Origin of the sequence: Pseudomonas kulmbachensis, from assembly GCF_963681935.1 — a bacterium.
Classification (GTDB): Bacteria; Pseudomonadota; Gammaproteobacteria; order Pseudomonadales; family Pseudomonadaceae; genus Aquipseudomonas; species Aquipseudomonas kulmbachensis.
In genome coordinates this window covers 1,009,388-1,036,317 of sequence record NZ_OY817088.1, presented here as the reverse complement: position 1 = coordinate 1,036,317, position 26,930 = coordinate 1,009,388, and the positions used below count along the sequence as shown (strand labels likewise).

At 57.0% G+C, this 26,930-nt stretch carries 28 protein-coding genes; 2 read left to right on the top strand and 26 right to left on the bottom strand.

From position 1 onward, the window contains the following. Nucleotides 1-75 precede the first annotated feature (75 nt). Nucleotides 76-1,755, top strand: coding sequence for a 2-isopropylmalate synthase (gene leuA, locus U5A05_RS04960; RefSeq protein WP_261741068.1), 1,680 nt, complete (start codon nt 76-78; stop codon nt 1,753-1,755). Between the two features lie 234 nt (nt 1,756-1,989). Here leuA and U5A05_RS04955 read toward each other — a convergent pair whose 3' ends face one another. The 21 genes from U5A05_RS04955 to trmJ form a co-directional block, all read right to left on the bottom strand. Continuing rightward, nucleotides 1,990-2,781, bottom strand: a complete 792-nt coding sequence (locus U5A05_RS04955) for an amidohydrolase (RefSeq protein ID WP_261741067.1) — start codon at nt 2,779-2,781, stop codon at nt 1,990-1,992. Further along, nucleotides 2,769-3,917 carry a pyridoxal phosphate-dependent aminotransferase gene (locus tag U5A05_RS04950; RefSeq protein ID WP_261741066.1) on the bottom strand — a complete coding sequence of 383 codons (1,149 nt, stop codon included), beginning with the start codon at nt 3,915-3,917 and terminating at the stop codon, nt 2,769-2,771. The genes U5A05_RS04955 and U5A05_RS04950 overlap by 13 nt, the downstream gene beginning before the upstream one ends. Before the next feature lie 123 nt (nt 3,918-4,040). After that, nucleotides 4,041-5,510 (bottom strand): ribosome biogenesis GTPase Der, encoded by a 1,470-nt coding sequence (gene der, locus U5A05_RS04945; RefSeq protein ID WP_261741065.1) that lies wholly within the window; start codon nt 5,508-5,510, stop codon nt 4,041-4,043. Between the two features lie 136 nt (nt 5,511-5,646). Beyond that, nucleotides 5,647-6,798, bottom strand: coding sequence for an outer membrane protein assembly factor BamB (gene bamB / locus U5A05_RS04940; RefSeq protein ID WP_261741064.1), 1,152 nt, complete (start codon nt 6,796-6,798; stop codon nt 5,647-5,649). Beyond that, nucleotides 6,791-7,432 carry a YfgM family protein gene (locus U5A05_RS04935; RefSeq protein ID WP_261741063.1) on the bottom strand — a complete coding sequence of 214 codons (642 nt, stop codon included), beginning with the start codon at nt 7,430-7,432 and terminating at the stop codon, nt 6,791-6,793. Before U5A05_RS04935 ends, bamB begins: the two co-directional genes overlap by 8 nt. Before the next feature lie 40 nt (nt 7,433-7,472). After that, complete coding sequence (gene hisS, locus U5A05_RS04930) at nt 7,473-8,762, bottom strand: histidine--tRNA ligase (protein ID WP_261741062.1); 1,290 nt, start codon at nt 8,760-8,762, stop codon at nt 7,473-7,475. 22 nt (nt 8,763-8,784) lie between these two features. Further along, nucleotides 8,785-9,894 (bottom strand): flavodoxin-dependent (E)-4-hydroxy-3-methylbut-2-enyl-diphosphate synthase, encoded by a 1,110-nt coding sequence (gene ispG, locus U5A05_RS04925; RefSeq protein ID WP_048359105.1) that lies wholly within the window; start codon nt 9,892-9,894, stop codon nt 8,785-8,787. A 3-nt stretch (nt 9,895-9,897) separates the two neighbouring features. Further along, a complete protein-coding gene (locus U5A05_RS04920) occupies nt 9,898-10,875 on the bottom strand; it encodes a RodZ family helix-turn-helix domain-containing protein (protein WP_321835870.1) in 978 nt (325 codons plus the stop codon). Next, nucleotides 10,875-11,633, bottom strand: a complete 759-nt coding sequence (pilW, locus tag U5A05_RS04915) for a type IV pilus biogenesis/stability protein PilW (protein WP_321835869.1) — start codon at nt 11,631-11,633, stop codon at nt 10,875-10,877. The genes U5A05_RS04920 and pilW overlap by 1 nt, the downstream gene beginning before the upstream one ends. 12 nt (nt 11,634-11,645) lie before the next feature. After that, on the bottom strand, nt 11,646-12,794 hold the full coding sequence (gene rlmN, locus U5A05_RS04910) for a dual-specificity RNA methyltransferase RlmN (RefSeq protein WP_261741059.1): 1,149 nt from the start codon (nt 12,792-12,794) through the stop codon (nt 11,646-11,648). 28 nt (nt 12,795-12,822) lie between these two features. Continuing rightward, on the bottom strand, nt 12,823-13,248 hold the full coding sequence (ndk, locus tag U5A05_RS04905) for a nucleoside-diphosphate kinase (RefSeq protein WP_003443361.1): 426 nt from the start codon (nt 13,246-13,248) through the stop codon (nt 12,823-12,825). Nucleotides 13,249-13,342: 94 nt separating this feature from the next. Further along, nucleotides 13,343-13,543, bottom strand: coding sequence for a Fe-S cluster assembly protein IscX (gene iscX / locus U5A05_RS04900; protein WP_016779607.1), 201 nt, complete (start codon nt 13,541-13,543; stop codon nt 13,343-13,345). Nucleotides 13,544-13,602: 59 nt separating this feature from the next. Continuing rightward, nucleotides 13,603-13,944, bottom strand: a complete 342-nt coding sequence (fdx, locus tag U5A05_RS04895; protein WP_003443365.1) for an ISC system 2Fe-2S type ferredoxin — start codon at nt 13,942-13,944, stop codon at nt 13,603-13,605. A 3-nt stretch (nt 13,945-13,947) separates the two neighbouring features. After that, the gene (hscA, locus tag U5A05_RS04890; RefSeq protein WP_321835868.1) at nt 13,948-15,810 is read right to left on the bottom strand and encodes a Fe-S protein assembly chaperone HscA; all 1,863 of its coding nucleotides are present in this window, start codon (nt 15,808-15,810) and stop codon (nt 13,948-13,950) included. 50 nt (nt 15,811-15,860) lie between these two features. Next, the gene (gene hscB, locus U5A05_RS04885; RefSeq protein ID WP_261742377.1) at nt 15,861-16,382 is read right to left on the bottom strand and encodes a co-chaperone HscB; all 522 of its coding nucleotides are present in this window, start codon (nt 16,380-16,382) and stop codon (nt 15,861-15,863) included. Nucleotides 16,383-16,390: 8 nt separating this feature from the next. Further along, nucleotides 16,391-16,714 (bottom strand): iron-sulfur cluster assembly protein IscA, encoded by a 324-nt coding sequence (iscA, locus tag U5A05_RS04880; protein ID WP_048359112.1) that lies wholly within the window; start codon nt 16,712-16,714, stop codon nt 16,391-16,393. 66 nt (nt 16,715-16,780) lie between these two features. After that, nucleotides 16,781-17,167, bottom strand: a complete 387-nt coding sequence (gene iscU, locus U5A05_RS04875) for a Fe-S cluster assembly scaffold IscU (protein ID WP_261741057.1) — start codon at nt 17,165-17,167, stop codon at nt 16,781-16,783. A 95-nt stretch (nt 17,168-17,262) separates the two neighbouring features. Next, the gene (locus tag U5A05_RS04870; protein ID WP_261741056.1) at nt 17,263-18,477 is read right to left on the bottom strand and encodes an IscS subfamily cysteine desulfurase; all 1,215 of its coding nucleotides are present in this window, start codon (nt 18,475-18,477) and stop codon (nt 17,263-17,265) included. 49 nt (nt 18,478-18,526) lie between these two features. Further along, nucleotides 18,527-19,018: a Fe-S cluster assembly transcriptional regulator IscR gene (gene iscR, locus U5A05_RS04865; RefSeq protein ID WP_261741055.1), complete on the bottom strand. Its 492-nt coding sequence runs from the start codon at nt 19,016-19,018 to the stop codon at nt 18,527-18,529. A 278-nt stretch (nt 19,019-19,296) separates the two neighbouring features. After that, nucleotides 19,297-20,073: a serine O-acetyltransferase gene (cysE, locus tag U5A05_RS04860; RefSeq protein WP_261741054.1), complete on the bottom strand. Its 777-nt coding sequence runs from the start codon at nt 20,071-20,073 to the stop codon at nt 19,297-19,299. 2 nt (nt 20,074-20,075) lie between these two features. Further along, on the bottom strand, nt 20,076-20,846 hold the full coding sequence (gene trmJ, locus U5A05_RS04855) for a tRNA (cytosine(32)/uridine(32)-2'-O)-methyltransferase TrmJ (RefSeq protein WP_261741053.1): 771 nt from the start codon (nt 20,844-20,846) through the stop codon (nt 20,076-20,078). A gap of 144 nt (nt 20,847-20,990) precedes the next feature. Between trmJ and suhB the strand changes: the two genes are divergently transcribed. After that, nucleotides 20,991-21,806 carry a type III secretion system regulator SuhB gene (gene suhB / locus U5A05_RS04850; RefSeq protein ID WP_026013996.1) on the top strand — a complete coding sequence of 272 codons (816 nt, stop codon included), beginning with the start codon at nt 20,991-20,993 and terminating at the stop codon, nt 21,804-21,806. 108 nt (nt 21,807-21,914) lie between these two features. Here suhB and U5A05_RS04845 read toward each other — a convergent pair whose 3' ends face one another. The 5 genes from U5A05_RS04845 to tgt all read right to left on the bottom strand — a co-directional run bounded on the left by U5A05_RS04845 (nt 21,915) and on the right by tgt (nt 26,919). Further along, nucleotides 21,915-22,442 (bottom strand): glycine zipper 2TM domain-containing protein, encoded by a 528-nt coding sequence (locus U5A05_RS04845; protein ID WP_261741052.1) that lies wholly within the window; start codon nt 22,440-22,442, stop codon nt 21,915-21,917. 121 nt (nt 22,443-22,563) lie between these two features. Continuing rightward, nucleotides 22,564-23,478 carry a protein translocase subunit SecF gene (secF, locus tag U5A05_RS04840; RefSeq protein WP_261741051.1) on the bottom strand — a complete coding sequence of 305 codons (915 nt, stop codon included), beginning with the start codon at nt 23,476-23,478 and terminating at the stop codon, nt 22,564-22,566. Between the two features lie 9 nt (nt 23,479-23,487). Beyond that, nucleotides 23,488-25,356, bottom strand: a complete 1,869-nt coding sequence (secD, locus tag U5A05_RS04835) for a protein translocase subunit SecD (RefSeq protein ID WP_261741050.1) — start codon at nt 25,354-25,356, stop codon at nt 23,488-23,490. Between the two features lie 66 nt (nt 25,357-25,422). Continuing rightward, nucleotides 25,423-25,761, bottom strand: a complete 339-nt coding sequence (gene yajC, locus U5A05_RS04830) for a preprotein translocase subunit YajC (RefSeq protein ID WP_003443398.1) — start codon at nt 25,759-25,761, stop codon at nt 25,423-25,425. 42 nt (nt 25,762-25,803) lie between these two features. Beyond that, nucleotides 25,804-26,919 (bottom strand): tRNA guanosine(34) transglycosylase Tgt, encoded by a 1,116-nt coding sequence (gene tgt, locus U5A05_RS04825; RefSeq protein WP_261742376.1) that lies wholly within the window; start codon nt 26,917-26,919, stop codon nt 25,804-25,806. Nucleotides 26,920-26,930: the final 11 nt, after the last annotated feature.

Below are 26,930 nucleotides of genomic sequence, written 5' to 3'. Positions count from 1 at the left end.
GTGCCTCGCCTTCTGCTTTGTATTTTTCCGGCTGGCCGCATCTGATTAGTCGGCCCGCACATAAAGGATTGCCTGATGACCATGCTCAAAAACCCATCTTCCAAATACCGCGCCTTCCCGGTCATTGATTTGCCTGACCGTACCTGGCCTTCGAAAACCATCACCAGCGCGCCAATCTGGTGCAGCTCCGATTTGCGCGACGGCAACCAGTCGCTGATCGAGCCGATGGATGCGGTGAAGAAACTGCGTTTCTGGAAGACCCTGGTCAGCGTTGGCGTTAAAGAAATCGAGGCGTCGTTCCCGGCTGCGTCCCAGACCGACTTCGACTTCGTGCGCACTCTGATCGAAGACGGCCATATCCCTGATGACACCACCATCCAGGTGCTGACCCAGGGCCGTGAAGACTTGATCGCGCGCACCTTCGAGTCGTTGCGCGGGGCGAAAAAAGCCATCGTTCACTTGTACAACGCCACCTGCCCTGCCTTCCGCCGCATCGTGTTCAATCAGGACAAGGACGGCATCAAGGAAATCGCGGTCAGCGCCGCCAAGCTGTTCGTCAAATACGCCGCTCAGCAGCCTGAAACCCACTGGACCTTTGAGTACTCGCCAGAGACGTTCAGCGCCACCGAACTGGAGTTCGCCAAGGAAGTGTGTGACGCGGTGATCGAGGTGTGGAACCCGACGCCAGAGCACAAGATGATCCTCAACTTGCCTGCAACCGTTGAGTGCGCGACCCCGAACATCTACGCCGACCAGATCGAGTGGTTCGGTCGCCATATCAATCGCCGTGACAGCGTATTGATCAGCCTGCACACCCACAACGACCGTGGTACTGGTGTTGCTGCTACCGAACTGGGCCTGATGGCCGGTGCCGATCGCGTTGAAGGCTGCCTGTTCGGCAACGGTGAGCGCACCGGTAACGTCGATCTGGTGACTGTGGCCTTGAACATGTACACCCAGGGCCTGGACCCGCAACTGGACTTCTCGGACATCGACGGCGTGCGCAAAGTCGTCGAAGAGTGCAACCAGATCCCGGTTCACCCACGTCACCCGTATGTCGGCGACCTGGTCCACACCGCGTTCTCCGGCTCGCACCAGGACGCTATCCGCAAGGGCTTCACCCAGCAAAAACCGGATGCCTTGTGGGAAGTGCCGTACTTGCCAATCGACCCGGCTGATATTGGCCGCAGCTACGAAGCCGTGATTCGGGTTAATAGCCAATCGGGCAAAGGCGGGATTGCTTACCTCCTGGAGCAGGAATACGGCATCAACTTGCCGCGCCGGATGCAGATCGAGTTCAGCCAGGTGGTGCAGCGTGAAACCGACCGTCTGGGTCTGGAAATGACCGCTCAGCAGATTCACAACTTGCTGCGCACTGAGTATTTGCAGGCCAACACGCCGTACGCGCTGGTCAGCCACCGCTTGCAGGAAGAGAACGGCCACAGTGCTGTCGAGGTTGAAGTGTCGGCCAAGGGCGATGGCGAAACCAACCTGCGCTGGAGCGGCAAGGGCAACGGCGCGCTGGAAGCGCTGGTAGCCGGCCTGCCGGTTAATGCCGAAATAATGGACTACAACGAGCACGCGATTGGCGCTGGCACCAACGCCAAGGCCGCGGCCTACATTGAACTGCGAGTCGATGGCGGACGTGCAGTACATGGCGTGGGCATTGATGAAAACATCACCACAGCAAGCTTCAAGGCCCTGTTCAGCGCCCTGAACCGTTCGCTGAGTGAAGTTGAAGCGAAAGCTGCGTAAGCATCGCCAGAAACACAAAAGCCCCCAAGGCGAGAGCCTTGGGGGCTTTTTATTGGCCTGAATACACAACGCCTTTTAGCAGCTGCCGAAGGAGCGAGGCTGCGTTCGGGCGCGAAGCGGCCGTAAATCCTGAGTTCCCTGTTTACCTGGCACACCGCAGTGTCCGATCTTACGACGGCTTCGCCGCCGAACGCAGCCTCGTTCCTTCGGCAGCTGCTACGGAGCGTTCAACAGTCAGCGCAGCTCGAAATCATCTGCATCCAGGTACGCGGGGAAGCGCTCGCGATAAGCCCCCAGCTCGGCTGCATTCAGGCTCATGGTGAAAACACCATCCGCCTCCCCTGCACTGAGCAACGACTCGCCCTGGAAGTCGAAGATGTGACTGTCCCCCGTGTAAACCATCCCTTTACCGTCGGTGCCCACCCGATTCACTGCCGCGACATAACACAGGTTTTCAATGGCCCGTGCAGGCAATAAACGGTTCCAGTGCAATCGACGCGCACCTGGCCAACTGGCGGTGTACAGCAACACGTCGGTGTCATGCGGGTCGCAGCTCCACGCCGGAAAACGCAGGTCATAGCAAATCAGCGGGCGAATCCGCCAGCCTTTGACTTCGAACTGAACCTGACGCTCACCCGGGGTGAAGTGCTCATGCTCACCCGCCATTCGAAACAGGTGCCGTTTGTCGTAGTGCAGCACTTCGCCATCGGGGCGCGCCCACAGCAACCGATTGCGATGACTGCCATCCGCAGCCTGCACAATCACGCTGCCCGTCACCACGGCATTCAACCTTTTAGCCTGCTTGCGCAGCCAGTCAGTGCTCGGGCCGTTTTCAGGTTCAGCCAGAGTCTTGGACTCCATGCTAAACCCGGTGGTAAACATTTCCGGCAGCACCACCAGATCGGCGCCCCGAGCCTGCTCAAGCAGCTCGTCGAAATGCTCGAAGTTAGCCTGGCGGTCATGCCATGCCAGCGTGGTTTGCACCAGCGCCACAGCTAGATCGGGTAAACCACTTAGATCACGCATAGTTTTTCTGCTGCTTCACGCAGCGTCTCCTCGCGTTTTGCAAAACATAGTCGAACCAGCCGCTGCCCTGCGGGCGGGGTCTGGTAGAACACCGACACCGGAATAGTCGCCACGCCGTGTTCGCGGGTCAGCCATACAGCCATGTCGACATCGTTCAGGTCCGGACGAATTCGGGAGTAATCCACCAACTGGAAATAAGTCCCTGCCACCGGTTTGAAGGTAAAACGCGATGGGCTTAACAAATCACAAAACAGGTCTCGCTTGGCCTGGTAAAACCCGGGCAACTCTTCAACGTGCTCAGGGTGAGCGGCCATAAAGTCCGCCAACGCATACTGCAAAGGTGTCACACCACAGAAACTGACGTACTGGTGAACCTTGCGCAACTCGGCGGTCAGGGCAGGCGGTGCGACGACGTAACCGGTTTTCCAGCCTGTCACGTGGTAGGTCTTGCCGAATGAGCTGACAACGAAAGCTCGATGGTACAACTCAGGATGGGACAAAACACTGACGTGGGGCACGCCATCGAACACCAGATGCTCATACACCTCGTCGCTGACGAGGTAGATGTCGCGGTCGGCAATCAGCTTGGCCAACTGATCCAGCTCGGCACGATTGATCAGGGCTCCACTTGGATTGTGCGGACTATTGAGAATGATCATGCGCGTGCGCGGGCTCAGCGCATCTTCCAGTTTCTGCCAGTCAATCGAGAAGTCATCCAACCCCAGTTGCACATGCACGCAACGACCGCCAGCCAGTTCAACCGAGGGCTCGTAGCTGTCGTAGCACGGATCAAAGACGATCACTTCATCGCCGGCATTAATCACGGCCTGGATCGCGCAGAAAATAGCCTGGGTTGCGCCGGGGGTGATCGTCACCTCGGTGTCGGCATCCACCTGAACCCCGTAACTGCGGGCGATTTTTGCCGCCACCTGTTGACGCAATGCAGGCAGGCCGGTCATGGGCGAATATTGATTGTGGCCATTGGCAATATGCTGGCCGACTGCATCACGCAATGCCTGCGGGCCGTCAAAATCGGGGAACCCCTGAGACAGGTTGAGTGCACCGGTTTCTGTGGCGAGCTGCGACATGCGTGTGAAAATAGTTGTGCCGACGTTTGGCAACTTGCTGGTGATCATGGCCGTTCCCTGTTGAGTTCCCGGCACTGACTGCGGCACAGGACCCACCGAGAATAGCCCAAACATCAGACACGAAAAAGGGCCCTTTCGGACCCTTTCTCATTACGCTTTAAGCTTGCGCTATTAGCGTTTGTCTTTGCGGTTTTTCTCGGCTTTCTTGTGGTGCGACATCATGCGGCGCTTCTTGTTGACCTGACGGTCGGTAAGCGAGTTCTTGTTGCCTTCGTACGGGTTCTCGCCACCTTTGAACTCGATGCGGATCGGCGTACCGACCAGCTTCAAGACACGACGGTAGGTGTTTTCGAGATAACGGACATAAGACTTCGGAACCTTCTCAACCTGGTTACCGTGGATCACGATAATCGGCGGGTTAGCACCACCCAAGTGAGCATAACGCAGCTTGATTCGACGGCTATTGACCATCGGCGGCGCGTGCTCGCCAACCGCGTCTTCCAGAATCTGGGTCAAACGGTTGGTCGGCCAGCGGGTAACCGCGGACTTGAAGGAATTCTGCACCGATTGGTACAGGTTACCCACGCCAGTGCCATGCAGGGCCGAGATAAAGTGAATGTCAGCGAAGTCGACGAAGAACAGGCGACGAGTCAGCTCGACCTTGACGAAATCACGTTCGCTCGGGGTCATGCCGTCCCACTTGTTGATCGCGATGACCAGAGCACGACCGGCCTCCAGTGCAAAGCCCAACAGGTTGAGGTCGTGGTCGACCACGCCTTCACGGGCGTCCATCACAAAGATCACCACGTTGGCGTCTTTGATCGCTTGCAGGGTTTTGACCACGGAGAATTTTTCAACTTCTTCGTGGATCTTGCCGCGCTTGCGCACACCGGCGGTGTCGATCAGCGTGTACTTCTCGTCGTTACGCTCGAACGGGATGTAGATACTGTCGCGCGTGGTGCCTGGCTCGTCATAAACAATAACCCGATCTTCACCGAGCATGCGGTTGACCAGGGTCGACTTGCCGACGTTAGGACGACCGATGATGGCGATCTTGATGCCGTCTTTTTCGCTGGGACCGGGAATGCGCTTGGCTTCCTGACCTTCAAGAACGACTTCGGCTTCGCCTTCTTCTTCCTCTTCCGGATCTTTAGGGAAGTCGCTCAGGGCGATTTCCAGCATCTGGGTGATACCACGGCCATGAGCACCCGCGATCGGGATCGCATGGCCCATGCCCAACGGTGCAAATTCTGCACGCGCCAATTCCGGGTCGATGTTGTCGACCTTGTTGGCAACCACGTAGGAACGCTTGTTACGCTTGCGAAGGTGTTCGCCGATCATCTGGTCAGCGGCGGTGAAGCCTGCTTTTGCATCTACCAGGAACAGAACGACGTCAGCTTCTTCGATAGCCAGCAGCGACTGCTCGGCCATCTTTTCGTCCATACCATGCTCGTCACCGGAGATACCGCCGGTGTCGACCAGAATGTAGGAACGCCCTTGCCACTTGGCCTCACCGTATTGGCGATCACGGGTCAGACCGGACAAGTCGCCAACGATGGCGTCACGAGTCCTGGTCAGGCGGTTGAACAAGGTGGACTTGCCGACGTTTGGTCGGCCCACCAGGGCGATTACGGGAACCATGCGGCTCTCCACTTCGTTATTTCAGAAAATACAAAAGCCGCTGCAAGGCAGCGGCCAGAGTTCGGAACAGCACAAATGTGCCGCAAACCTTGCCAGAGCAAGGCTGCCTGAGACTGAAGCCTCAAGCATAGACGCCTTAGCGAATGGTCAGGGCTTCCAGTTTGCCGCTGTTACCAAACACGTAAATCATGTCACCGACCACCAGCGGACGTGCCCGAAGGCCGTCACTGTCAACGCGGGTACGGCCCACGAAACGACCATCGACCTGGCTTAACAGGTGCAGATAGCCTTCCATGTCACCGACCGCCACGTAGCTGGAGAAGACTTCCGGTGCCGACAATTGACGGCGAGCCAGAGCATCATTGCTCCACAGTGAGGTGGTCGAACGCTCGTCAACGCCTTCTACGGTGCCCGACGCCAGGCTGATGTAGACGCTGCCAAAACCTTGGGCGACACCGGCATAGCTGGAAGCATCGCGTTGCCAAAGCACACGACCCGATTCCATTTCCAGTGCCGCCATGCGGCCCTGGTAGCTGGCGACGTACAGTGTACCGCCAGACATCAGCAGGCCACCGTCAATATCGACAATGCGTTCAAGCTCGGAGCGACCTTGCGGGATAGCAACACGTTGCTCCCACACAGGCACACCGTTGCGCGTATCAAGGGCAACCACTTTACCAGTCGACAGACCGGCAATTGCCAGGTGATTGGTCACCAGTGGTGCGCCAGTACCGCGCAAGGTCAGCACACCTGGCGTGCTGTCATACGTCCAGCGTTGATTACCGGTGTCAGCATCCAGACCGATCAGGCGATCGTCCTGAGTCTGTACCACAACGATATCGCCGTTGGTCGCAGGCGGTGCAAGCACCTCGCTGTTAACGCGAGAGCGCCATTTTTCTTCGCCAGTGCTGGCGTCCAGGGCAATCACGTCACCTTGCAAGGTGCCGAGCATGACCAGACCATAGCCCAGGCCTACAGCGCCGGAAACAGGCAGCTCGAGGTCTTTTTTCCACTCGACGTCGCCGTTCATGCGGTCCAGGGACATCACTACACCCGTTACGTCAGCGGCGTAGATGTTGTTACCTTCAACAGCTGGAACCAGCATGTTGTAGGTTTTGCCCTGGCCGTCACCGATCGAACGACTCCATTGCTTTTGCAGCACAACTTCTTCTTTGAAGTCGGTCAGCTCAGCCGGTGGCAGTTCTTTTTTGCTGTTGCTGCTGCAACCCGCGGCCAAAATGACCAGAGCCAGCAGTGCCGCATGTTTCCAACGCATCACGTCACGCATCCCCTTTGACCAGGTCATCGAGCTTGATTTGCAAACCGCCTACTGCTGCCTCATCCGACAATCCAGCCTTGGCTTTTTCGTAGGCTGCGCGTGCGTCGTCGGTGCGACCCTGCTGTACCAGCAAGTCGCCCTTGAGCTCTTCACGGCTGGCCAGGAATGCCTTGTCCGAATCACCTTCAAGCAACTTAAGGGCATCATCAACCTTGCCCTGCGCCGCCAGAACCTGAGCCAGACGCTGACGCGCCACTTCACCCAGGGTGGCATTGGCAGGTTTGTCGACAATGGCTTTCAGCTCAGTTGCCGCGTCATCCAGCTTGCCGTTGTCCACTGCGACCTTGGCCACAAACAGACCGCCAAATTGCGCGTAGGCCGAACCGGCGTACTCGTTTTTCAGCTTGTTGGCCAAGTCAGCCACACGGGCCACATCGGGCTGACCGTCAGGCGTGAGCGTGGTTTCAAGCAATTGTTGGTAGAGAATCGACGCACCCTGCGACTGATTGCTCTGATATTTGTGCCAAGCCTGCCAGCCGAACACCACCACCAGCGCCAGCAAGCCGCCAGTGACCAGGGGTTTGCCGTTGCGCTGCCACCAGTCTTTCAACTCGCCCAGCTGATCATCTTCGTTACTCGACACCCCAACACTCCTTTTTCGCTAAATCGGCTGTTTTACAGCTTCAACCCTGCACGATGCAGGTGGCCAAGTGCTCAGCAAGAGCATCCCAGGCAATCGTTTGTTGTTCGCCCTGGCCACGCAGGGGTTTGACACCTACCACTTGCTGGGCCAATTCGTCGTCACCCAGGATCAGCGCGTACAGCGCGCCGCTCTTGTCAGCCTTTTTGAACTGGCTTTTGAAGCTGCCTGCACCGGCATTGATCTGCAAGCGCAGGTTCGGGAGCTGATCGCGAACACGTTCGCTCAAAGCCAAGGCTGCCAGTTCGGCGGCCTCACCGAAAGCGCACAGGTAAACATCAACCTGACGCGCGATTTCTTCCGGGATTTGCTCAAGGGTTTCAAGCATCAGGATCAAACGCTCGATGCCCATGGCAAAGCCAACGCCCGAAGTGGGCTTGCCGCCCATTTGCTCGACCAGACCGTCATAACGACCGCCAGCACACACGGTGCCCTGAGCGCCCAGTTTGTCGGTGACCCATTCAAATACGGTTTTGCTGTAGTAATCCAGGCCACGAACCAGTTTTGGATTGATCGTGTATGGAATGCCAGCGGTATCGAGGCGCGCCTTGAGGCCCTCGAAGTGCACGCGGGACTCTTCATCGAGGTAATCCACCATCTTCGGTGCATCGACCAAAACCGCCTGGGTATCGGCATTTTTGGTGTCGAGGACGCGCAAGGGGTTGGATTTCAAGCGACGCTGGCTGTCTTCGTCAAGCTCGCCCAGACGCGAGGACAAGTATTCGACCAGTGCCGCACGGTAGCGTGCACGCGCTTCGCTGGTGCCAAGGCTGTTGAGTTCGAGCTTGACCGCATCACGGATGCCCAGCTCGCCCCACAGGCGCCAGGTCAGCACGATCAGCTCGGCATCGATGTCCGGACCATCAAGGTTGAACACCTCGACCCCGATCTGGTGGAACTGGCGATAACGGCCTTTTTGCGGACGCTCGTGGCGGAACATCGGGCCGATGTACCACAATTTTTGCACCTGACCGCCGCCCGTGAGGCCGTGTTCAAGTACAGCACGCACGCACGCCGCAGTCCCTTCAGGGCGCAAGGTCAGCGAATCGCCGTTGCGGTCTTCGAAGGTGTACATCTCTTTTTCGACAATGTCGGTCACTTCACCGATCGAGCGTTTGAACAGCTCGGTGAATTCGACGATCGGCATACGGATTTGCTTGTAACCGTAGTTATCCAGCAAACGCGAAACCTTGCTTTCAAGATAGCGCCACAGAGGCGTCTGCTCCGGCAGGGTGTCGTTCATGCCACGAATGGCTTGCAAAGACTTGCTCACAATAAATCCTTTATTCGTCTGGTTAGCCGCGCGCGATAACTGCTGCGTCAGCTTCGACCTTTTCGGCCGCCTTCTGCCGGATCAGCTTTTCGAGATGATCCACCAGGTTTTCATTCGTCAGCTTGTGCGACGGCTTGCCGTCGATGTAAATCAGGTTAGGTGTACCACCGGTCAGCCCCACATGGGCTTCCTTGGCTTCGCCTGGGCCGTTGACCACACAACCGATCACCGCGACATCCAACGGCACCAGCAGGTCTTCAAGCCGCACTTCGAGTTCATTCATGGTTTTCACCACGTCGAAGTTCTGCCGCGAGCAACTTGGGCACGCGATAAAGTTGATGCCGCGCGAGCGCAGGTGCAGGGACTTGAGGATGTCGTAACCGACTTTTACTTCCTCTACCGGGTCTGCAGCCAAGGAAATGCGAATGGTATCGCCAATCCCGTCGGCGAGCAGCATACCTAGGCCCACGGCAGATTTCACTGTGCCTGAGCGCAAACCACCTGCTTCGGTAATACCCAAGTGCAGTGGCTGGACGATTTCCTTGGCCAGCAGACGGTAGGCTTCAACGGCCATAAACACGTCGGAAGCCTTTACGCTGACCTTGAAGTCCTTGAAGTTAAGGCGCTCGAGGTGTTCAACGTGACGCAGCGCCGACTCGACCAGAGCGGCAGGCGTTGGTTCGCCATATTTCTTTTGCAGGTCTTTTTCGAGCGAACCGGCGTTGACGCCAATGCGGATCGGGATCCCACGATCGCGGGCCGCATCAACCACCGCACGCACACGGTCTTCACGACCGATGTTGCCCGGATTGATTCGCAGGCAATCCACACCCAATTCCGCTACGCGCAGAGCGATCCGGTAATCGAAGTGGATGTCGGCAACCAATGGCACCTTGACCAGTTGCTTGATTCGGCCAAAAGCTTCAGCCGCGTCCATATCCGGTACGGAAATCCGCACGATATCGACACCTGCTGCTTCCAGACGATTGATTTGAGCAACGGTTGCAGCGACATCATTGGTGTCACTGTTGGTCATGCTCTGTACAGCGATAGGGGCGTCGCCACCTACGGGTACATTGCCGACCCAGATTTTGCGCGATTCGCGACGTTTGATTGGAGATTCGCCGTGCATGACTTATTGACCCAATTTCAGACGAGCAGTCTCGCCACTGGTGAAAGGAGCTATATCCACAGACTGACCGTTGTAGCTTACCTGCGCACCGCGGGCGTAACCCAGACGCAGAGTCAGTGGAGACTTGCCGCTCACTTCTAGATTTTCGCCTTTGCGTTTCAGGCCACCGAACAGCACTTTGCCCGTGGCGTCGGTTACCTGGGTCCAGCAGTCAGCGGTGTATTGCACATTGACCTTGCCTGCACCGGCGGCCGGCGCTGCAGCAGGCGTTGCCGGGGCAACAGCAGGTGCTACCGGTGCCGCAACAGCTGGCGCTGGCGCAGGTTGAGTCAGCGGGGTGGCGGCTGGCGTCATAGGCGCCGCTGCCGGAGCGGATGGCAGTGCCAGCGCAGTTGTTGCAGATTGCTCAGGAGCACCTTCAGTTGCAACAGGCGCTTGCCCTTCAACTGCGGCCTCGGCCACAGCCTGATCTTCAGGCTCATCAATCGGGTGGATCCGGGTTGTACCGTCAGCCCCTTCAACTTCAACGTGTTCCGGAGCCAGGCCAACCAGGTCCTTGGCGCGCATGGACGTTTGATCCTGCCACCAGATAAAACCGCCACCGATCACGGCGATCAGCAACAACAGGCTGACGATGCGCAAAATGGTATGGGATACCCGCACCGGCTCTTCTATACGGCCCAGGCTGTGCACATTGCTGCCATTGGCATCTGTGCCGGTGTAAAGGTCAAATTCACGTACCAGGCTGGCCTGGTCCATGCCCAGCAATTTTGCATAAGCACGGATGTAGCCGCGAGCAAAGGTATGCCCCGGCAGCTTGTCGAACGCTCCGGTCTCAAGGTTGCTCAAGGAGCTGGCCGTGAGATTGAGTTTCAAGGCGACTTCAGCCAACGTCCATCCATTGTTTTCACGGGCCTGACGCAGAGTCTCACCGGGATTGACACGAGTCGCTGCTAGAACTTCGGGGTGCGCCGCTTTCATCATTGCTCCGACAGGTATTGCTGATATTCCGGCGTGCCGGGATAGAGTCGTTTTAGTTGCTGGCCAAAGTTGGCAGTTGGGGTGCGGTCGTCGAAAACACTCGCCAGTCGCGCACCGAGCAATAGACTACGTGCATTTTGCCCGCTAAGCAGGCTAAAACGATCGTAAAAGTCACGTGCAGATACATATTGTCTGTCTTGATATGACATCTCAGCCATTTCGAGCAGCGCGCGCGGTTGCCTCGGGTTCAGGCGCAGAGCTTTTTCGAGCTGCTGACGACCTGTCTCACGCTGCCCCAATTGAAGCGACGTCATACCCAGGTTCTCGTAGATTCGGGAACGCTCCGGGTAAAGGTTGTCTGCCGCCGCTTTTTGAAACTGGACCCGGGCTTCCTGATAGCGCTGCTGCGCAAACAGAAAGCTGCCGTAATTATTGAGGATGCGAGCATCGCCAGGGCGACCGTTCAACGCAGTACGGAATGCCTGCTCGGCCAGCTCAAACTCCATTTCGGACTGAAACACCAAGGCCAGTGCAGCGTTGGTGTCCGGGTCAGCCTTGTCGAGTTCAAGGGCTTTGCGCAATGGGATTTTGGCCTGTTCGGTCATCCCTTGCTGCAGATAACCCAACCCCAGCTGAACATAAGCCTCACGCGCTTCGCTACGTCCCTTGTCGCCGGTCATCGAGCTTGAATCGCCCGATGACACGCAGCCAGCCAACAAGCTGACCAAAACGACGGGGAGCGCGGCGCGCAAGATCATGGATGTCCTCTCTCAGGGTGCAGAGGCAGCGCTTTGCGCTGATTCGGCATCGGCGCTGAGCTCACGCGCCGCAATAAGGCGCGAACTGCGACGGGTGCGGTCATTGACCTGGCCGACCAGTTGCCCGCACGCCGCGTCGATATCTTCACCACGGGTGGTGCGAACGGTCACGTTATACCCGGCTTGCTGCAACAGCTCCTGGAAACGGCGAATGGCGTTGTTGCTTGGACGCTCATAGCCAGAATGCGGGAACGGGTTAAACGGGATCAGGTTGATCTTGCACGGAGTGTCCTTGAGCAACTCGATCATTTCGCGAGCGTGATCGACATGGTCGTTCACGTCCTTGAGCATGGTGTACTCAACGGTCAAAACACGCTTTTCGCCAAGGGTCGACATATAGCGACGGCAAGACTCGAGCAGCATCTGGAGCGGGTACTTCTTGTTGATCGGCACCAACTGACTGCGCAATTCGTCATTGGGTGCATGCAGCGACAACGCCAAAGAGACGTCGATGTGCTTGGCCAGCTCATCGATCATCGGCACCACGCCCGAGGTAGACAGGGTCACCCGGCGCTTGGAGATGCCATAGCCCAGGTCATCCATCATCAGATGCATGGCGGCAATAACGTTGTCGAAGTTCAGCAGCGGCTCACCCATACCCATCATCACCACGTTGGTGATGGCACGGTCGATGGTTGCCGGGACGCTACCAAAGGATTTGTTGGCAATCCACACCTGGCCAATAACTTCGGCGGCGGTGAGGTTGCTATTGAAGCCTTGCTTGCCGGTGGAGCAGAAACTGCAATCCAGGGCACAGCCAGCCTGGGACGAAACGCACAAAGTGCCACGCTTGCCCGAGGGAATATAAACGGTCTCGACGCAGCTGCCGGACTCTACGCGGACCACCCACTTACGGGTGCCATCGGTAGAAATATCCTCGCTGACGACTTCAGGTCCACGAACCTCAGCAATAGCCTTGAGCTTGTCGCGCAAGGCCTTGCTGACGTTAGTCATGGCGTCGAAATCATCGACGCCAAAGTGGTGAATCCACTTCATGACCTGACCGGCACGGAAACGCTTCTCCCCGATTGAGTCGAAGAATTTCTCCATTTCCGGTTGAGTCAAACCCAACAGGTTGGTTTTGCCAGTCGTTGCAATCATGTCTTCACCCTCACTCACAAGCTAATACTTAGCGAGTGGTTACTTCAGTAGCTGCGAAAAAGTACGAGATTTCACGAGCAGCAGCTGCTTCAGAATCGGAACCGTGAACAGCGTTAGCGTCGATGGATTCAGCGAAGTCAGCACGGATAGTGCCAGCAGCTGCTTCTTTAGGGTTGGTAGCGCCCATCAGCTCACGGTTCAGAGCGATAGCGTTTTCGCCTTCCAGAACCTGAACAACAACTGGACCGGAGATCATGAAAGCAACCAGGTCGCCGAAGAAGCCACGAGCGCTGTGCTCAGCGTAGAAACCTTCAGCTTCTGCTTTGGACAGTTGCTTCAGTTTGGAAGCTACAACCTTCAGGCCGGCTTTTTCAAAACGAGTGGTGATCTCGCCGATAACGTTTTTTGCAACAGCGTCAGGCTTGATGATGGAGAAAGTGCGTTGAACAGCCATGGTGTAACTCCAGAAACAGTGATTTAAGCGAAAAATTAAACCCGCGAATTATACGCGGGTTCTTGGGTATTTCATAATTACGTCGATTACAAGCTTAGTCGGCTTCTTCGATCCACAAACCCTGAATGGCTTCGAGAACCTTCTCTCCGCCGCGATCAGGGATATCGTCGAACTCAGGCAGTGCCATGACCAGATTGCGTAGCGTGACGAAATTCACCGAGAGCGGATCGACATCCGGGTGAGCTTCAGCCAGTTGTATGGCGATTTCCTGCACATCAACCCATTTAAGGCTCATGACAATTCCTTATAAGCAAATTCTGAGGCCACTCAAAACCTTGTAGCCGTTCAGCGCTATCAGTGCGGCGCTTCGGCAGCATGGTTGAGCGAGTACTTTGGAATCTCGACGGTAATGTCTTCAGTCCCAACGCGAGCCTGACAGCTCAGGCGCGAAGTCGCTTCCAGACCCCATGCCCGATCAAGATAGTCCTCTTCCAGCTCGTCAGCTTCGTTCAGCGAGTCAAAACCCTCGCGAATCACGCAGTGACACGTGGTGCAGGCGCAAACGCCACCGCAGGCACTTTCGATTTCGATGTGATTGTCGTGAGCCACTTCGAGAATGGTCTTGCCGGTCTCAGCCTCTACAACCATACCGTCCGGGCAATGCTCGGCGTGTGGCAGAAAAATGATCTGCGGCATCAGTTATTCCTCGATTTCATTCAGGTTGCGACCCGCAAGGGCGGCCTTGACGGTCAAGTCCATGCGACGGGCAGCAAAGGCATCAGTCACTTGCGACAGACGCTTGGTCTGCTGCTCGATGGCATAACCATCGGTGCCTTTCAACAATTCGGACAATTCCTGCATTTGCAGCTCAATGACCATGCGCTCTTCAGCGTCCAGCAAGCGTTCACCATCGACCTCAAGAGCCGCTTGCACGGCCTCGATAAGCCGCTGGGCATCCACCTGCTGCTCACGCAATACGCGGGCGACCTTGTCGTCACTGGCGTACTGGAACGAATCCTTGAGCATTTTGGCAATTTCGCCGTCGGTCAGACCGTAGGACGGCTTGACCTGGATATTGGCTTCAACGCCTGAACCCAGCTCGCGAGCCGACACACTCAGCAGGCCATCGGCATCCACCTGGAAGGTCACGCGAATTTTCGCGGCACCGGCCACCATCGGCGGGATACCGCGTAATTCAAAGCGTGCAAGGGAGCGGCAATCACTGATCAGTTCGCGCTCACCTTGCAACACATGAATCATCATGGCCGTCTGGCCGTCTTTATAGGTAGTGAAGTCCTGAGCGCGAGCCACCGGAATCGTGGTGTTGCGCGGAATGACCTTTTCCATCAGCCCGCCCATGGTCTCAAGACCCAGCGACAACGGAATAACATCAAGCAGCAGCAGTTCGCCACCATCACGTTTGTTGCCCGCCAAGGTATCGGCCTGGATCGCCGCGCCAATGGCGACCACTTGATCCGGGTCGATATCGGTCAGCGGCTGACGGCCGAACATCTGGGCTACAGCTTCGCGCACCCGAGGTACTCGGGTAGACCCACCAACCATCACCACTGCCTGGACTTCTTCCAACTCAACGTTGGAATCGCGCACCGCACGACGGCAAGCCTTGAGGCTGCGCGCAATCATTGGCCCGATAAGGGCATCAAAGGCTTCACGAGTCAGCTCTGCATGCCAGTCGCCAAAGGCAACCGATACAGAAGACGAGTTGGTCAGAGCTTCTTTGGCCGCACAGGCAATTTGCAGCAGTTCGCGCTGAGTGCCCGGATCAAGATCAGCGGACAAGCCCGCCTGCTCGACAATCCAGCTGGCAATCGCATGGTCAAAGTCATCGCCACCCAACGCGGTATCGCCGCCGGTCGCCAGGACTTCAAACACACCACCGGTCAAACGCAGGATTGAGATATCGAACGTACCACCACCCAGGTCATAGATAGCGACCACGCCTTCGGCGTGCTGATCCAGACCATAGGCCACGGCAGCAGCCGTTGGCTCATTAAGCAGACGCAACACATTGAGCCCGGCAAGCCGAGCAGCATCCTTGGTAGCCTGACGCTGGGCATCATCGAAATAAGCCGGAACGGTAATCACCGCACCCACCAATTCGCCGCCCAAGGTCTTCTCGGCACGCTCGCGCAACACCTTCAGAATATCGGCCGACACCTCTACCGGGCTTTTAGGACCCTGCACGGTGTCAATAAACGGCATATGCGACTCACCGCCAACAAAGCGGTAAGGCAACTGCTCGCCCAATTGCTTGACGTCGGACAGACCACGACCCATCAAGCGCTTGACCGACAACACGGTATTGAAAGGATCACTGGAAGCCGCCAGACGAGCAGACTCACCCACCTCGATGCGATCGGCGTGATAACGCACCGCAGACGGCAAAATGACCTTGCCTTCAGCATCAGCCAGAGGCTCGGAAAGACCGCTGCGCAATGCAGCAACCAGCGAATTGGTAGTGCCCAAGTCGATCCCCACAGCCAGACGTCGCTGGTGCGGTTGAGGACTTTGGCCGGGTTCGGCGATCTGCAGTAGGGCCATCGTAATCAGGGCTTATCTGTAATCAGGCGTGCAACCAGGGCAGCACGGGGTTAATCGTCGAGGCGCTCTTCTAACTGGCGCACTTCGTAAGTGAGCTTGTCGAGGAACTGCATGCGCCGCATCAGGCGTTCGGCCTGTTCACGTTGCGCAGCATCATCCCAGCAAGCAGCGAAGCTGTCGTTCAATTGATCCTGAGCGACTTTAAGCCGACGCTTGAAGGCTGCAATACCTGCCATATCGGCGCTGTCCTGCAAATCTTCAAGTTCTTCGCGCCATTGCATCTGCTGCATCAGAAACTCGGGATCATGCACCGTCACTTCCAGCGGCATCTCACGCCCATTCATCGCAAGCAGGTAACGCGCGCGCTTGGGTGGGCTCTTGAGCGTCTGGTAGGCCTCATTGAGGTTGGCGGATTGCTCTAGCGCCAGCCGCTGCTCACGCTCGGAAGCATCAGCAAACCGGTCTGGATGAACACCACGCGCCAACTCACGGTAGCGCGTAGCCAACTGCTCGAGATCGAGCGAAAAGCCCGGCTGCAGTTCAAATAATGCGAAATGACAAGGAGTACCCACGAGTAGCCTCAGATATTGAAGCTTTCGCCGCAGCCACATTCACCGCGCACGTTGGGGTTGTTGAACTTGAAACCTTCGTTCAACCCTTCCTTGGCGAAATCGAGCTCGGTCCCGTCCAGATAGGTCAGGCTTTTAGGATCGATGATCACTTTTTCGCCATGACTTTCAAAGACTTGATCGTCGCTGCCAACCTCGTCAACAAACTCAAGCACATAGGCAAGACCGGAACAGCCCGTGGTGCGAACACCCAGACGAATCCCCTCACCTTTGCCGCGCCCATCAAGGGAACGACGAATATGCCGAGCCGCCGCTTCTGTCATGCTGATAGCCATCAGGACTCCTTACATATCGCCAGTATCTTCACCACGCTCATGCCGTTACCGGCACGGGGTCGAAGATCAGATCAAACCTTTCTTCTGCTTGTAATCGCGAACAGCCGCCTTGATGGCGTCTTCAGCGAGTACCGAGCAGTGAATTTTTACCGGTGGCAGAGCCAGTTCTTCGGCCAGCTGAGTGTTCTTGATGGTCTCTGCTTCATCCAGAGTCTTGCCTTTCATCCACTCGGTAGCCAGGGAGCTGGAAGCAATTGCCGAACCGCAACCATAGGTCTTGAACTTGGCATCTTCAATGATGCCCTGATCGTTGACCTTGATCTGCAAACGCATCACGTCGCCGCACGCCGGAGCGCCGACCATGCCGGTACCGACATCCGGGTCTTCCGCGTCCATCTTGCCGACGTTGCGCGGGTTCTCGTAGTGGTCAATGACCTTTTCGCTGTAAGCCATGGTACTAATCCTCACTCATCAGAGAGTCGCTCTCGAGACGCTGTAAAAGCTGCTGTTCGCTACGCTACAGCGTCTACTTACGGCGACTTAAATTGTTAGTGCGCCGCCCATTCGATTTTCGAGATGTCGATGCCGTCTTTGTACATGTCCCACAGCGGCGACAGAGCGCGCAACTTGGTGACAGCCTCGCAAACCTTCTGCGCGGCGTAATCGATTTCTTCTTCGGTAGTGAAGCGGCCGAACGTGAAACGAATCGAGCTGTGAGCCAATTCGTCATTGCGGCCCAGGGCACGCAACACGTAGGACGGTTCCAGAGAGGCCGAGGTGCAAGCCGAACCGGACGACACAGCCAAATCCTTGAGCGCCATTATCAGCGACTCGCCTTCAACGTAGTTGAAGCTCAGGTTCAGGTTGTGCGGAACGCGGGCAGTCATGCTGCCGTTAACGTACAGCTCTTCAAGATGTTCAACCTGCTTGAAGAAGCGATCGCTCAACGCTTTGATACGGATATTTTCCGCCGCCATCTCTTCTTTGGCAATCTGGAACGCTTCGCCCATACCCACGATCTGGTGGGTGGCCAAGGTGCCCGAACGCATGCCGCGCTCGTGACCGCCGCCGTGCATGGTGGCTTCGATACGTACGCGAGGCTTGCGGCTTACGTACAACGCGCCGATGCCTTTAGGGCCGTAGGTCTTGTGAGCCGAGAACGACATCATGTCGACCTTCAGCTTGGCCAGGTCGATCTCAACCTTGCCAGTGGACTGTGCCGCATCAACATGGAACAACACGCCGCGCGAGCGAGTCAGCTCACCAATGGCAGCGATGTCGTTGATGGTGCCGATTTCGTTGTTCACATGCATGATCGAAACCAGGATGGTGTCGTCGCGCATGGCGGCCTCAACCATGGCTGGCGTTACCAGACCGTCGGTGCCCGGCTCGATGTAGGTCACTTCAAAGCCTTCGCGCTCCAGCTGACGCATGGTGTCGAGGACGGCCTTGTGTTCAATCTTGTCGGTGATCAGGTGCTTGCCCTTGGTGGCATAGAAATGCGCAGCACCCTTGATTGCCAGGTTGTTGGCCTCGGTAGCACCGGAGGTCCAGACAATTTCACGCGGGTCGGCATTAACCAGATCTGCAACCTGACGGCGACCATTCTCAACCGCTTCTTCAGCCTTCCAGCCAAACACGTGGGAACGCGAAGCCGGGTTACCGAAGTTCCCGTCAACCAACAGGCAATCGCTCATTTTTTGAGCAACACGCGGATCAACCGGGGTAGTGGCTGAGTAATCGAGGTAAATTGGCAATTTCATGGACTATCTCCTAAATCAGGCTGGCTGGCGCACCGTCGTTTTTATGCAATCAATCGACGGCGGACGCTTCGATCTTATCCAGGTGCGGCGCCTTGCCATTACAGCGGCGCAGATCCTGACGCTGGGCTACCTCTTGTACCTCACGGCGAGTGACAAGGTCAGCCAAGCTGATACCGCTGAGAAAATCGTGTATTTGCGAGCTGAGGTCGCACCACAAGTGGTGGGTCAGGCAAGTGTCGCCGGCATGGCAGTCGCCAAGGCCCTGGCAACGTGTTGCGTCGACCGACTCGTTCACGGCATCAATAACCTGAGCCACCTGGATGCCCTGCATGTCGCGCGACAGCTGATAGCCGCCACCCGGGCCACGCACACTGGAAACCAGGCTGCTGCGGCGCAATTTGGCAAACAGTTGCTCAAGGTAGGAAAGAGAGATGCCTTGGCGCTCGGAAATATCGGCCAGGGACACCGGCCCGTGCTGTGCGTGCAACGCCAAATCGAGCATTGCAGTTACGGCGTAACGGCCTTTTGTAGTCAGTCTCATGGACAGGTACCACGGAATTCGGAATGGAGACGAGTATGCTATTCCCGACTATTTAAGTCAACTATTAGACCTAGTACTTTAGTCGGGATTACCCGCAAAAGAGCGCGCGCATTGTAGCAGGGTCTGCGGCGTAATGGCACATGGAGCCACGCCAAACACTCGTCAAACCCTGTAGCCACTGCCGGAGGCTGCGACAAAGGCCACAGGACTTTCCTTCGACCTCAAAAGCACGACCGCTTCGCGCTCGATCGCAGCCTGCGGCAGCGGCTACAGCACCTTCACACCGCCTTGCTTTCGTCCTTGTCCTTGACGCAGGCGAAGTCTTCTTCGCGCAGCTCAGGCAGATCTTTCGCACAGTAAGGGCTACCCAGATCCTTGAGCGCACCGCACATCCCATCAAGCTTGCCGTCGACCGCCTGCAAGTGATCCAGCAACTGACCAATGGCACGCGCCACCGGATCCGGCATGTCCTCACCGACGCCATAGGCATCAAAACCGATTTTCTCGGCCATCGCCTTGCGCTTGGCCTCGACCTCATCATCGCTTTTGACAATGATCCGCCCCGGAATGCCCACCACAGTCGCACCCGCCGGAACCGCCTTGGTCACCACCGCATTGGAACCAACCTTGGCCCCGGCACCCACCGTGAACGGCCCCAAAACCTTGGCGCCCGCCCCGACCACAACGCCATCTCCCAGCGTCGGGTGGCGCTTGCCCTTGTTCCAGCTTGTGCCGCCCAGCGTCACACCCTGATAGAGGGTTACGTCATCACCGATCTCGGCGGTCTCGCCGATCACAATACCCATACCGTGATCGATAAAGAATCGACGCCCCACCTTGGCCCCCGGATGAATTTCGATCCCGGTCAGCCAGCGTCCGAAGTTCGACACCAGACGTGCCAGCCACTTCCAGCCGGCCTGCCACAGCAGCCTCGACAAGCGGTGAATCCAGATCGCATGCATCCCCGGATAGCACGTCAACACCTCGAAAGCGTTGCGCGCTGCAGGATCACGATGAAACACACTTTGGATATCTTCACGCAGACGCTCGAACATCTTTAATCCTTGCGCTTGAGCAGCTCGCCACGGGCTGCTTTTTGGGTTTCGGTGAGAATGCCACGCAAAATGTTCATTTCTGCCCGACTAACGGAGCTACGCCCGTACAGTCGACGCAAGCGCGCCATCAGGTGACGCGGCTTTTCCGGATCAAGGAACTCAATAGCTACCAGCGTTTGCTCCAGATGCTCGTAAAAGCGCTCCAGCTCATCCATGGTTGCCAACTCGCCACTTTTAGTGGACGCCACCTCATCCTTCTCGACCTTGCTCGGCTGCCCCTGAGCCGCCAGCCAAGACATGCGGATTTCGTAGCTCAAGACTTGCACGGCCGCACCCAGATTCAACGAGCTGAACTCTGGATCCGACGGGATATGCACATGAAAGTGACAGCGCTGCAACTCGTCATTGGTCAGGCCGGAGTCTTCACGACCAAACACCAACGCAATTTCAGCACCTTGCGCCGCCTCCTCAACCACTTTTTGCCCGCACTCGCGAGGATCCAGCAGTGGCCAGGGGATACGACGATCTCGAGCACTGGTGCCCAGCACCAGATTACAACCAACCAGGGCATCTTCGAGGGTCGCAACGACTTGTGCATTCTCAAGAATGTCACCCGCCCCCGACGCCCGCGCATCAGCCTCATGGTGCGGAAACACTCTTGGCTCCACCAGCACCAGCCGCGTCAATCCCATGTTTTTCATGGCACGCGCAGCACCGCCGATGTTCCCGGGATGGCTGGTATTGACCAGAACGACACGAATATTAGGCAGCAAAGGAAGCGCTCACAGACCAGCAAAAGGGTGCAAATCTTACCTAAGCAAAACGCCATAAGCTACGAAAGCTAACGCAAACCTTCATCTACCAAAGTTTTCTGATAGAATATTCGGCTTTCTTTAACAACCTTAGGTGAAACGTCCATGCAGCCCATGCTGAATATCGCGCTGCGCGCCGCCCGCAGCGCCAGTGAATTGATTTTCCGCTCCATCGAGCGCCTGGATACCATCAAGGTTGACGAAAAAGACGCCAAGGATTACGTCTCTGAAGTCGATCGTGCTGCTGAACAGAAAATCATCGACGCCCTGCGCAAGGCCTACCCGACGCACGGCATCCTCGGTGAAGAAACCGGCATGCACCCAGGCAGCGGTGAAGGTGAAGACTACCTGTGGATCATCGATCCACTGGATGGCACCACCAACTTCCTGCGCGGCGTTCCACACTTCGCCGTCAGCATCGCTTGTAAATACCGTGGCCGCCTTGAGCACGCAGTGGTTCTCGACCCGGTTCGCCAGGAAGAGTTCACCGCCAGCCGTGGCCGTGGCGCCCAACTGAACGGTCGTCGTCTGCGCGTAAGCGGCCGCACCAGCCTCGAAGGCGCCCTGCTGGGCACTGGCTTCCCGTTCCGCGACAACCAGATGGACAACCTGGATAACTACCTGGGCATGTTCCGCAGCCTGGTTGGCCAGACTGCAGGTATCCGCCGCGCAGGCGCTGCCAGCCTGGACCTGGCTTACGTTGCTGCCGGGCGTTTTGATGCATTCTGGGAGTCGGGCCTGTCCGAGTGGGACATGGCTGCAGGCGCACTGCTGATCCAAGAAGCCGGCGGCCTGGTCAGTGACTTCACCGGTAGCCACGACTTCCTTGAAAAAGGTCACATCGTTGCCGGCAACACCAAGTGCTTCAAAGCTGTTCTGACCGCAATCCAGCCACACCTGCCGGCCTCGCTGAAACGCTAAGCGAAATTCGGACATAAAAAAAGCACCCTTCGGGGTGCTTTTTTTTGGCCAGCATTTACTCTCAACATCACCAGCAAGCCCACCCCCACAAAAAAGGCAGACTGCGGCTTAATTCAGAATCAGCTGACCCTGCTTGTCCACGGCAATTTCCTTGCCTGGCTCGTGATCCATCCGCACCTTGCCTTCCTTGCCATTAAGCGAATAACGCACGTCGTAGCCGACGACCTTGCTGCTGATGTCGTTGACCGTATTACAGCGCGTCTGGGTCGTAGTGTAGGTATCACGCTCCTGCATGCCTTCCTGCACCTTGTTCCCCGCATAACCACCGCCGACCGCACCGGCTACCGTGGCAATTTTCTTGCCGGTACCGCCACCAATCTGATTACCTAGCAAACCGCCCGCCACCGCACCGATCACGCTACCAACGATCTGATGCTGATCCTTGACCGGCGCCTGACGTGTCACAGCCACATCCTTGCACACCTCACGCGGTGTCTTGATCTGCTGGTTGACCGGCACCACAGCCAGAACCTGCGCAGCATCAGGAGCTTTTACCAAGCTGTAGGTCGCGAAAGCACCTCCGGCAGTCACACCGACAGCACCCAATACAGCACCCACCAGCAAAGACTTGTTCACGTGAACCTCCAGACCATCACAAGTGGGAACAGTCCCACGCTACTCCCAGCCTTGGAGCACAAAAAAAGGCGCGAGTTCAATACTCGCGCCTTTTTGGTACAACCTTGTCGATAACTATCCGTTATGGGCGGTCATCAATCTCTTTTTCACTCGCCACAGGCGGGATCAGATCCTCGGCACTGAGGTTCAACCAGATCAGCACCACGTTGGCGATGTAGATCGACGAGTAAGTACCCGCCAATACACCCACAAACAGTGCAATCGAGAAGCCCCACAAGTTATCGCCACCGAAGATCAGCAGCGCAGCAATTGCCAGCAAGGTGGAGATCGAAGTCGCCATGGTGCGCAGTAGGGTTTGCGTAGTCGAGATATTGATGTTCTCGACCAGAGTGGCCTTGCGCAGCACGCGGAAGTTCTCCCGCACCCGGTCAAACACCACAATGGTGTCGTTGAGCGAGTAACCGATGATTGCCAGCACCGCCGCCAACACCGTCAGGTCGAAGGTAATCTGGAACCAGGACAGGATGCCCATGGTCACGATCACGTCGTGAACCAGAGACACGATCGCGCCGACCGCGAACTTCCACTGAAAGCGGAAGGCCAGGTACAGCATGATGCCGCCCAGCGCCATCAGCATGCCAAGGCCGCCCTGGTCGCGCAGTTCTTCACCTACCTGCGGACCAACGAACTCGACGCGCTTGATGACTGCCGGGTTGGCCGTGTCTGCCTGACCCAGCGCAGCCGCTACCTTGTTACCCAGCAACGGGTCGTCACCAGGCATACGCACCAGCAAGTCAGTTGTCGCACCAAAGCTCTGCACCACAGCATCGTGGAAACCGGCCGAAGCCAGCTCGGTACGCACCTTGGTCAAATCAGCCGGCTTCTCGTAGGTCAGCTCGATGAGCGTACCGCCGGTGAAGTCCAGGCCGTAGTTCATGCCCTTGTGGAACATGCTGAACAAGGCCAGCACGGTAAGCAGTACAGTGGCGCCGAACGCAATGTTGCGAACGCCCATGAAGTTGATTGTACGTAACATGGCAGCCCCTTAAATCCACAACTTCTTGAAGTCCCGACCGCCATACACCAGGTTAACCAGTGCGCGGGTGACCATAATGGCCGTGAACATCGAGGTAAAGATCCCCAGAGACATGGTCACTGCAAAGCCTTTAACCGGCCCAGTACCCATGGCGAAGAGGATCCCGCCGACCAGCAGAGTTGTCAGGTTGGAGTCGACAATCGCTGTAAAGGCACGACTAAAGCCTTCGTTGATAGCCCGCTGCACTGTCATGCCATTGGCAATTTCTTCACGTATCCGCGAGAAGATCAGTACGTTGGCATCGACCGCCATACCCATCGTCAACACGATACCGGCAATACCCGGAAGCGTCAGGGTTGCACCCAGCACCGACATCAGAGCCAGCAGCAAGACCATGTTGCCCGCCAGCGCCACCGTCGCGATCACACCGAAGAAGCGGTAGATGGCGATGATGAAGATCGACACAAACAACATGCCCCACAGCGATGCATCAATACCCTTGGTAATGTTGTCAGCACCCAGGCTCGGACCAATAGTGCGCTCTTCAGCGAAGTACATTGGCGCCGCCAGACCACCGGCACGCAACAGCAGAGCCAGCTCCGAAGCTTCACCCTGGCCATTCAGACCGGTAATCCGGAACTGACTGCCCAGCGGCGACTGAATGGTCGCCAGGCTGATGATTTTTTTCTCTTCCTTGAACGACTGAACCGGTACGTCCTTCTCAACACCATCAACCACTTTCTTGACGTAAGTCGTCACCGGCTTCTGCTCGATGAAGATTACCGCCATGCTGCGGCCAACGTTGCTGCGAGTGGAACGGCTCATCAGCTCGCCACCATGACCATCAAGCTTGATGTTCACCTGTGGCCGGCCGTGCTCGTCAAAACCTGCCTGGGCGTCGGTTACCTGGTCACCCGTGATGATCAGGCCACGCTCGATCTGAGCCGTAGGACGGTTGCCTTCACGGAACTCGAAGGTTTCGGAAGTGGCTTTGGAAGCGCCCGGCTCAGCAGCCAGACGGAACTCAAGGTTGGCCGTCTTGCCCAGGATACGCTTGGCTTCGGCGGTGTCTTGTACGCCTGGCAGCTCAACCACGATGCGGTTGGCACCCTGACGCTGAACCAAAGGCTCGGCAACACCCAACTCGTTGACCCGGTTACGGACGGTTGTCAGGTTTTGCTTGATGGAATATTCACGGATTTCCGCCAGCTTGGCCGGGGTCATCGCCAGACGTAGAACCGGCTGACCGTTCAGGTCTGCAGCGGTAATGTCGAAGTCATTGAAGCTCTTGCGGATCAGGCCACGCGCTTGCTCACGAGTTGCTTCATCAGTAAAGCCCAACTGAATGGCACCGTTGAGTTGCGGCAGGCTGCGATAACGCACTTTCTCTTTACGCAGCAGGCTTTTGACATCGCCTTCGTACACTTTCATACGTGCATCGACAGCTTTGTCCATGTCCACTTCCAGCAGGAAGTGCACACCACCCGACAAGTCCAGACCCAGTTTCATTGGGTGAGCACCCAGACTACGCAACCATTGAGGCGTGGTCTGTGCCAGGTTGAGCGCTACGACATAGTCGTCGCCCAGGGCCTTGCGTACGACATCCTTTGCCGGCAACTGGTCGTCTTTCTTGACCAGACGCAGCAAACCACCTTTGCCATTCTGGGCCAGGGAAGCGCCCTTCACAGCAATGCCTGCATCCGTCAGCGCCTTGCTTGCGCGATCCAGATCAGCTTGAGTGACCTGCAGGGCCGTGCTCGCACCCGACACTTGGATAGCCGGATCATCAGGGTACAGATTGGGAGCGGAATAAATAAAACCGATCGCCAGCACTGCCAGGATCAGTATGTATTTCCACAGAGGGTATTTGTTCAGCATCAATCACGCCGCCCGCTTAAAACGCGGGGCGCCTTGCGCGCCCCGTCGATTGTTAAAAGTTGAAACTTAGATCGCTTTCAGCGTGCCTTTAGGCAACGTGGCTGCAACAGAGCCTTTCTGAATTTTCAACTCGACAGTGTCAGACACTTCGATAACAACAAAAGCATCGGAAACCTTGACGATTTTGCCGGCGATACCGCCAGTGGTCACGATCTCGTCGCCTTTTTGCAGGTTACCCAGCAGGGCTTTCTGCTCTTTAGCGCGCTTGGCCTGTGGACGCCAGATCATCAGATAGAAGATGACCAGGAAGCCGACCAGGAAAATCCATTCAAAACCACCACCCATAGGGCCAGCAGCGGCAGGTGCAGCAGCGTCCGCGAAAGCGGAAGAGATGAAAAAGCTCATGAAGCACTCCAGTTGCAATGTTGTTTCTTAAAGGTCCGAAACTCAGTCCAAAGGCGGCACAGGCAGCCCGCGCTTGGCATAGAAGGCGTCGACAAAGGTGGCCAATGTACCCTGTTGAATAGCCTCGCGCAAACCAGCCATGAGCACCTGATAGTGCCGCAAATTGTGGATGGTATTGAGCATGCTCCCAAGCATTTCGCCGCACTTGTCCAGATGATGCAGATAAGCGCGGGAGAAGTTCTGGCAGGTGTAGCAGTCGCAAGTCGGATCCAGCGACGAATCATCATGGCGATGGAACGCATTGCGGATCTTGATTACACCGGTGTCGATAAACAGATGCCCGTTGCGGGCATTGCGGGTTGGCATCACGCAATCGAACATGTCCACACCGCGGCGCACACCCTCAACGAGATCTTCTGGCTTGCCAACCCCCATAAGGTAACGAGGTTTGTCAGCCGGCATCATCGCAGGCAGATAGTCCAGCACCTTGATCATTTCATGCTTGGGCTCGCCTACCGACAAACCGCCGATGGCCAGGCCGTCAAAGCCGATCTTGTCCAGACCGTCCAGTGAACGCTTGCGCAATTCCTGGTGCATGCCGCCCTGAACGATACCGAACAACGCCGCGGTGTTGTCGCCATGGGCATTTTTCGAACGCTGAGCCCAGCGCAACGACAGCTCCATGGAGATACGCGCCACGTCTTCGTCAGCCGGGTACGGGGTGCATTCGTCAAAAATCATCACCACGTCCGAGCCCAGGTCACGCTGAACCTGCATCGACTCTTCCGGGCCCATGAACACCTTGGCGCCATCGACCGGCGAGGCGAAAGTCACGCCTTCCTCCTTGATCTTGCGCATGGCGCCCAGGCTGAACACCTGGAAACCGCCCGAATCCGTCAGGATCGGACCTTGCCACTTCATGAAGTCGTGCAGGTCGCCGTGCTTCTTGATGACTTCAGTGCCAGGGCGCAGCCACAGGTGAAAGGTGTTACCCAAAATCATCTGCGCGCCGGTATCGACGATATCGCGCGGCAGCATGCCCTTGACCGTGCCGTAGGTACCGACCGGCATGAACGCCGGGGTTTCAACCACGCCACGGGGAAAGGTCAGACGACCGCGACGAGCCTTGCCATCAGTGGCAAGTAGCTCGAAAGACATACGACAGTTGC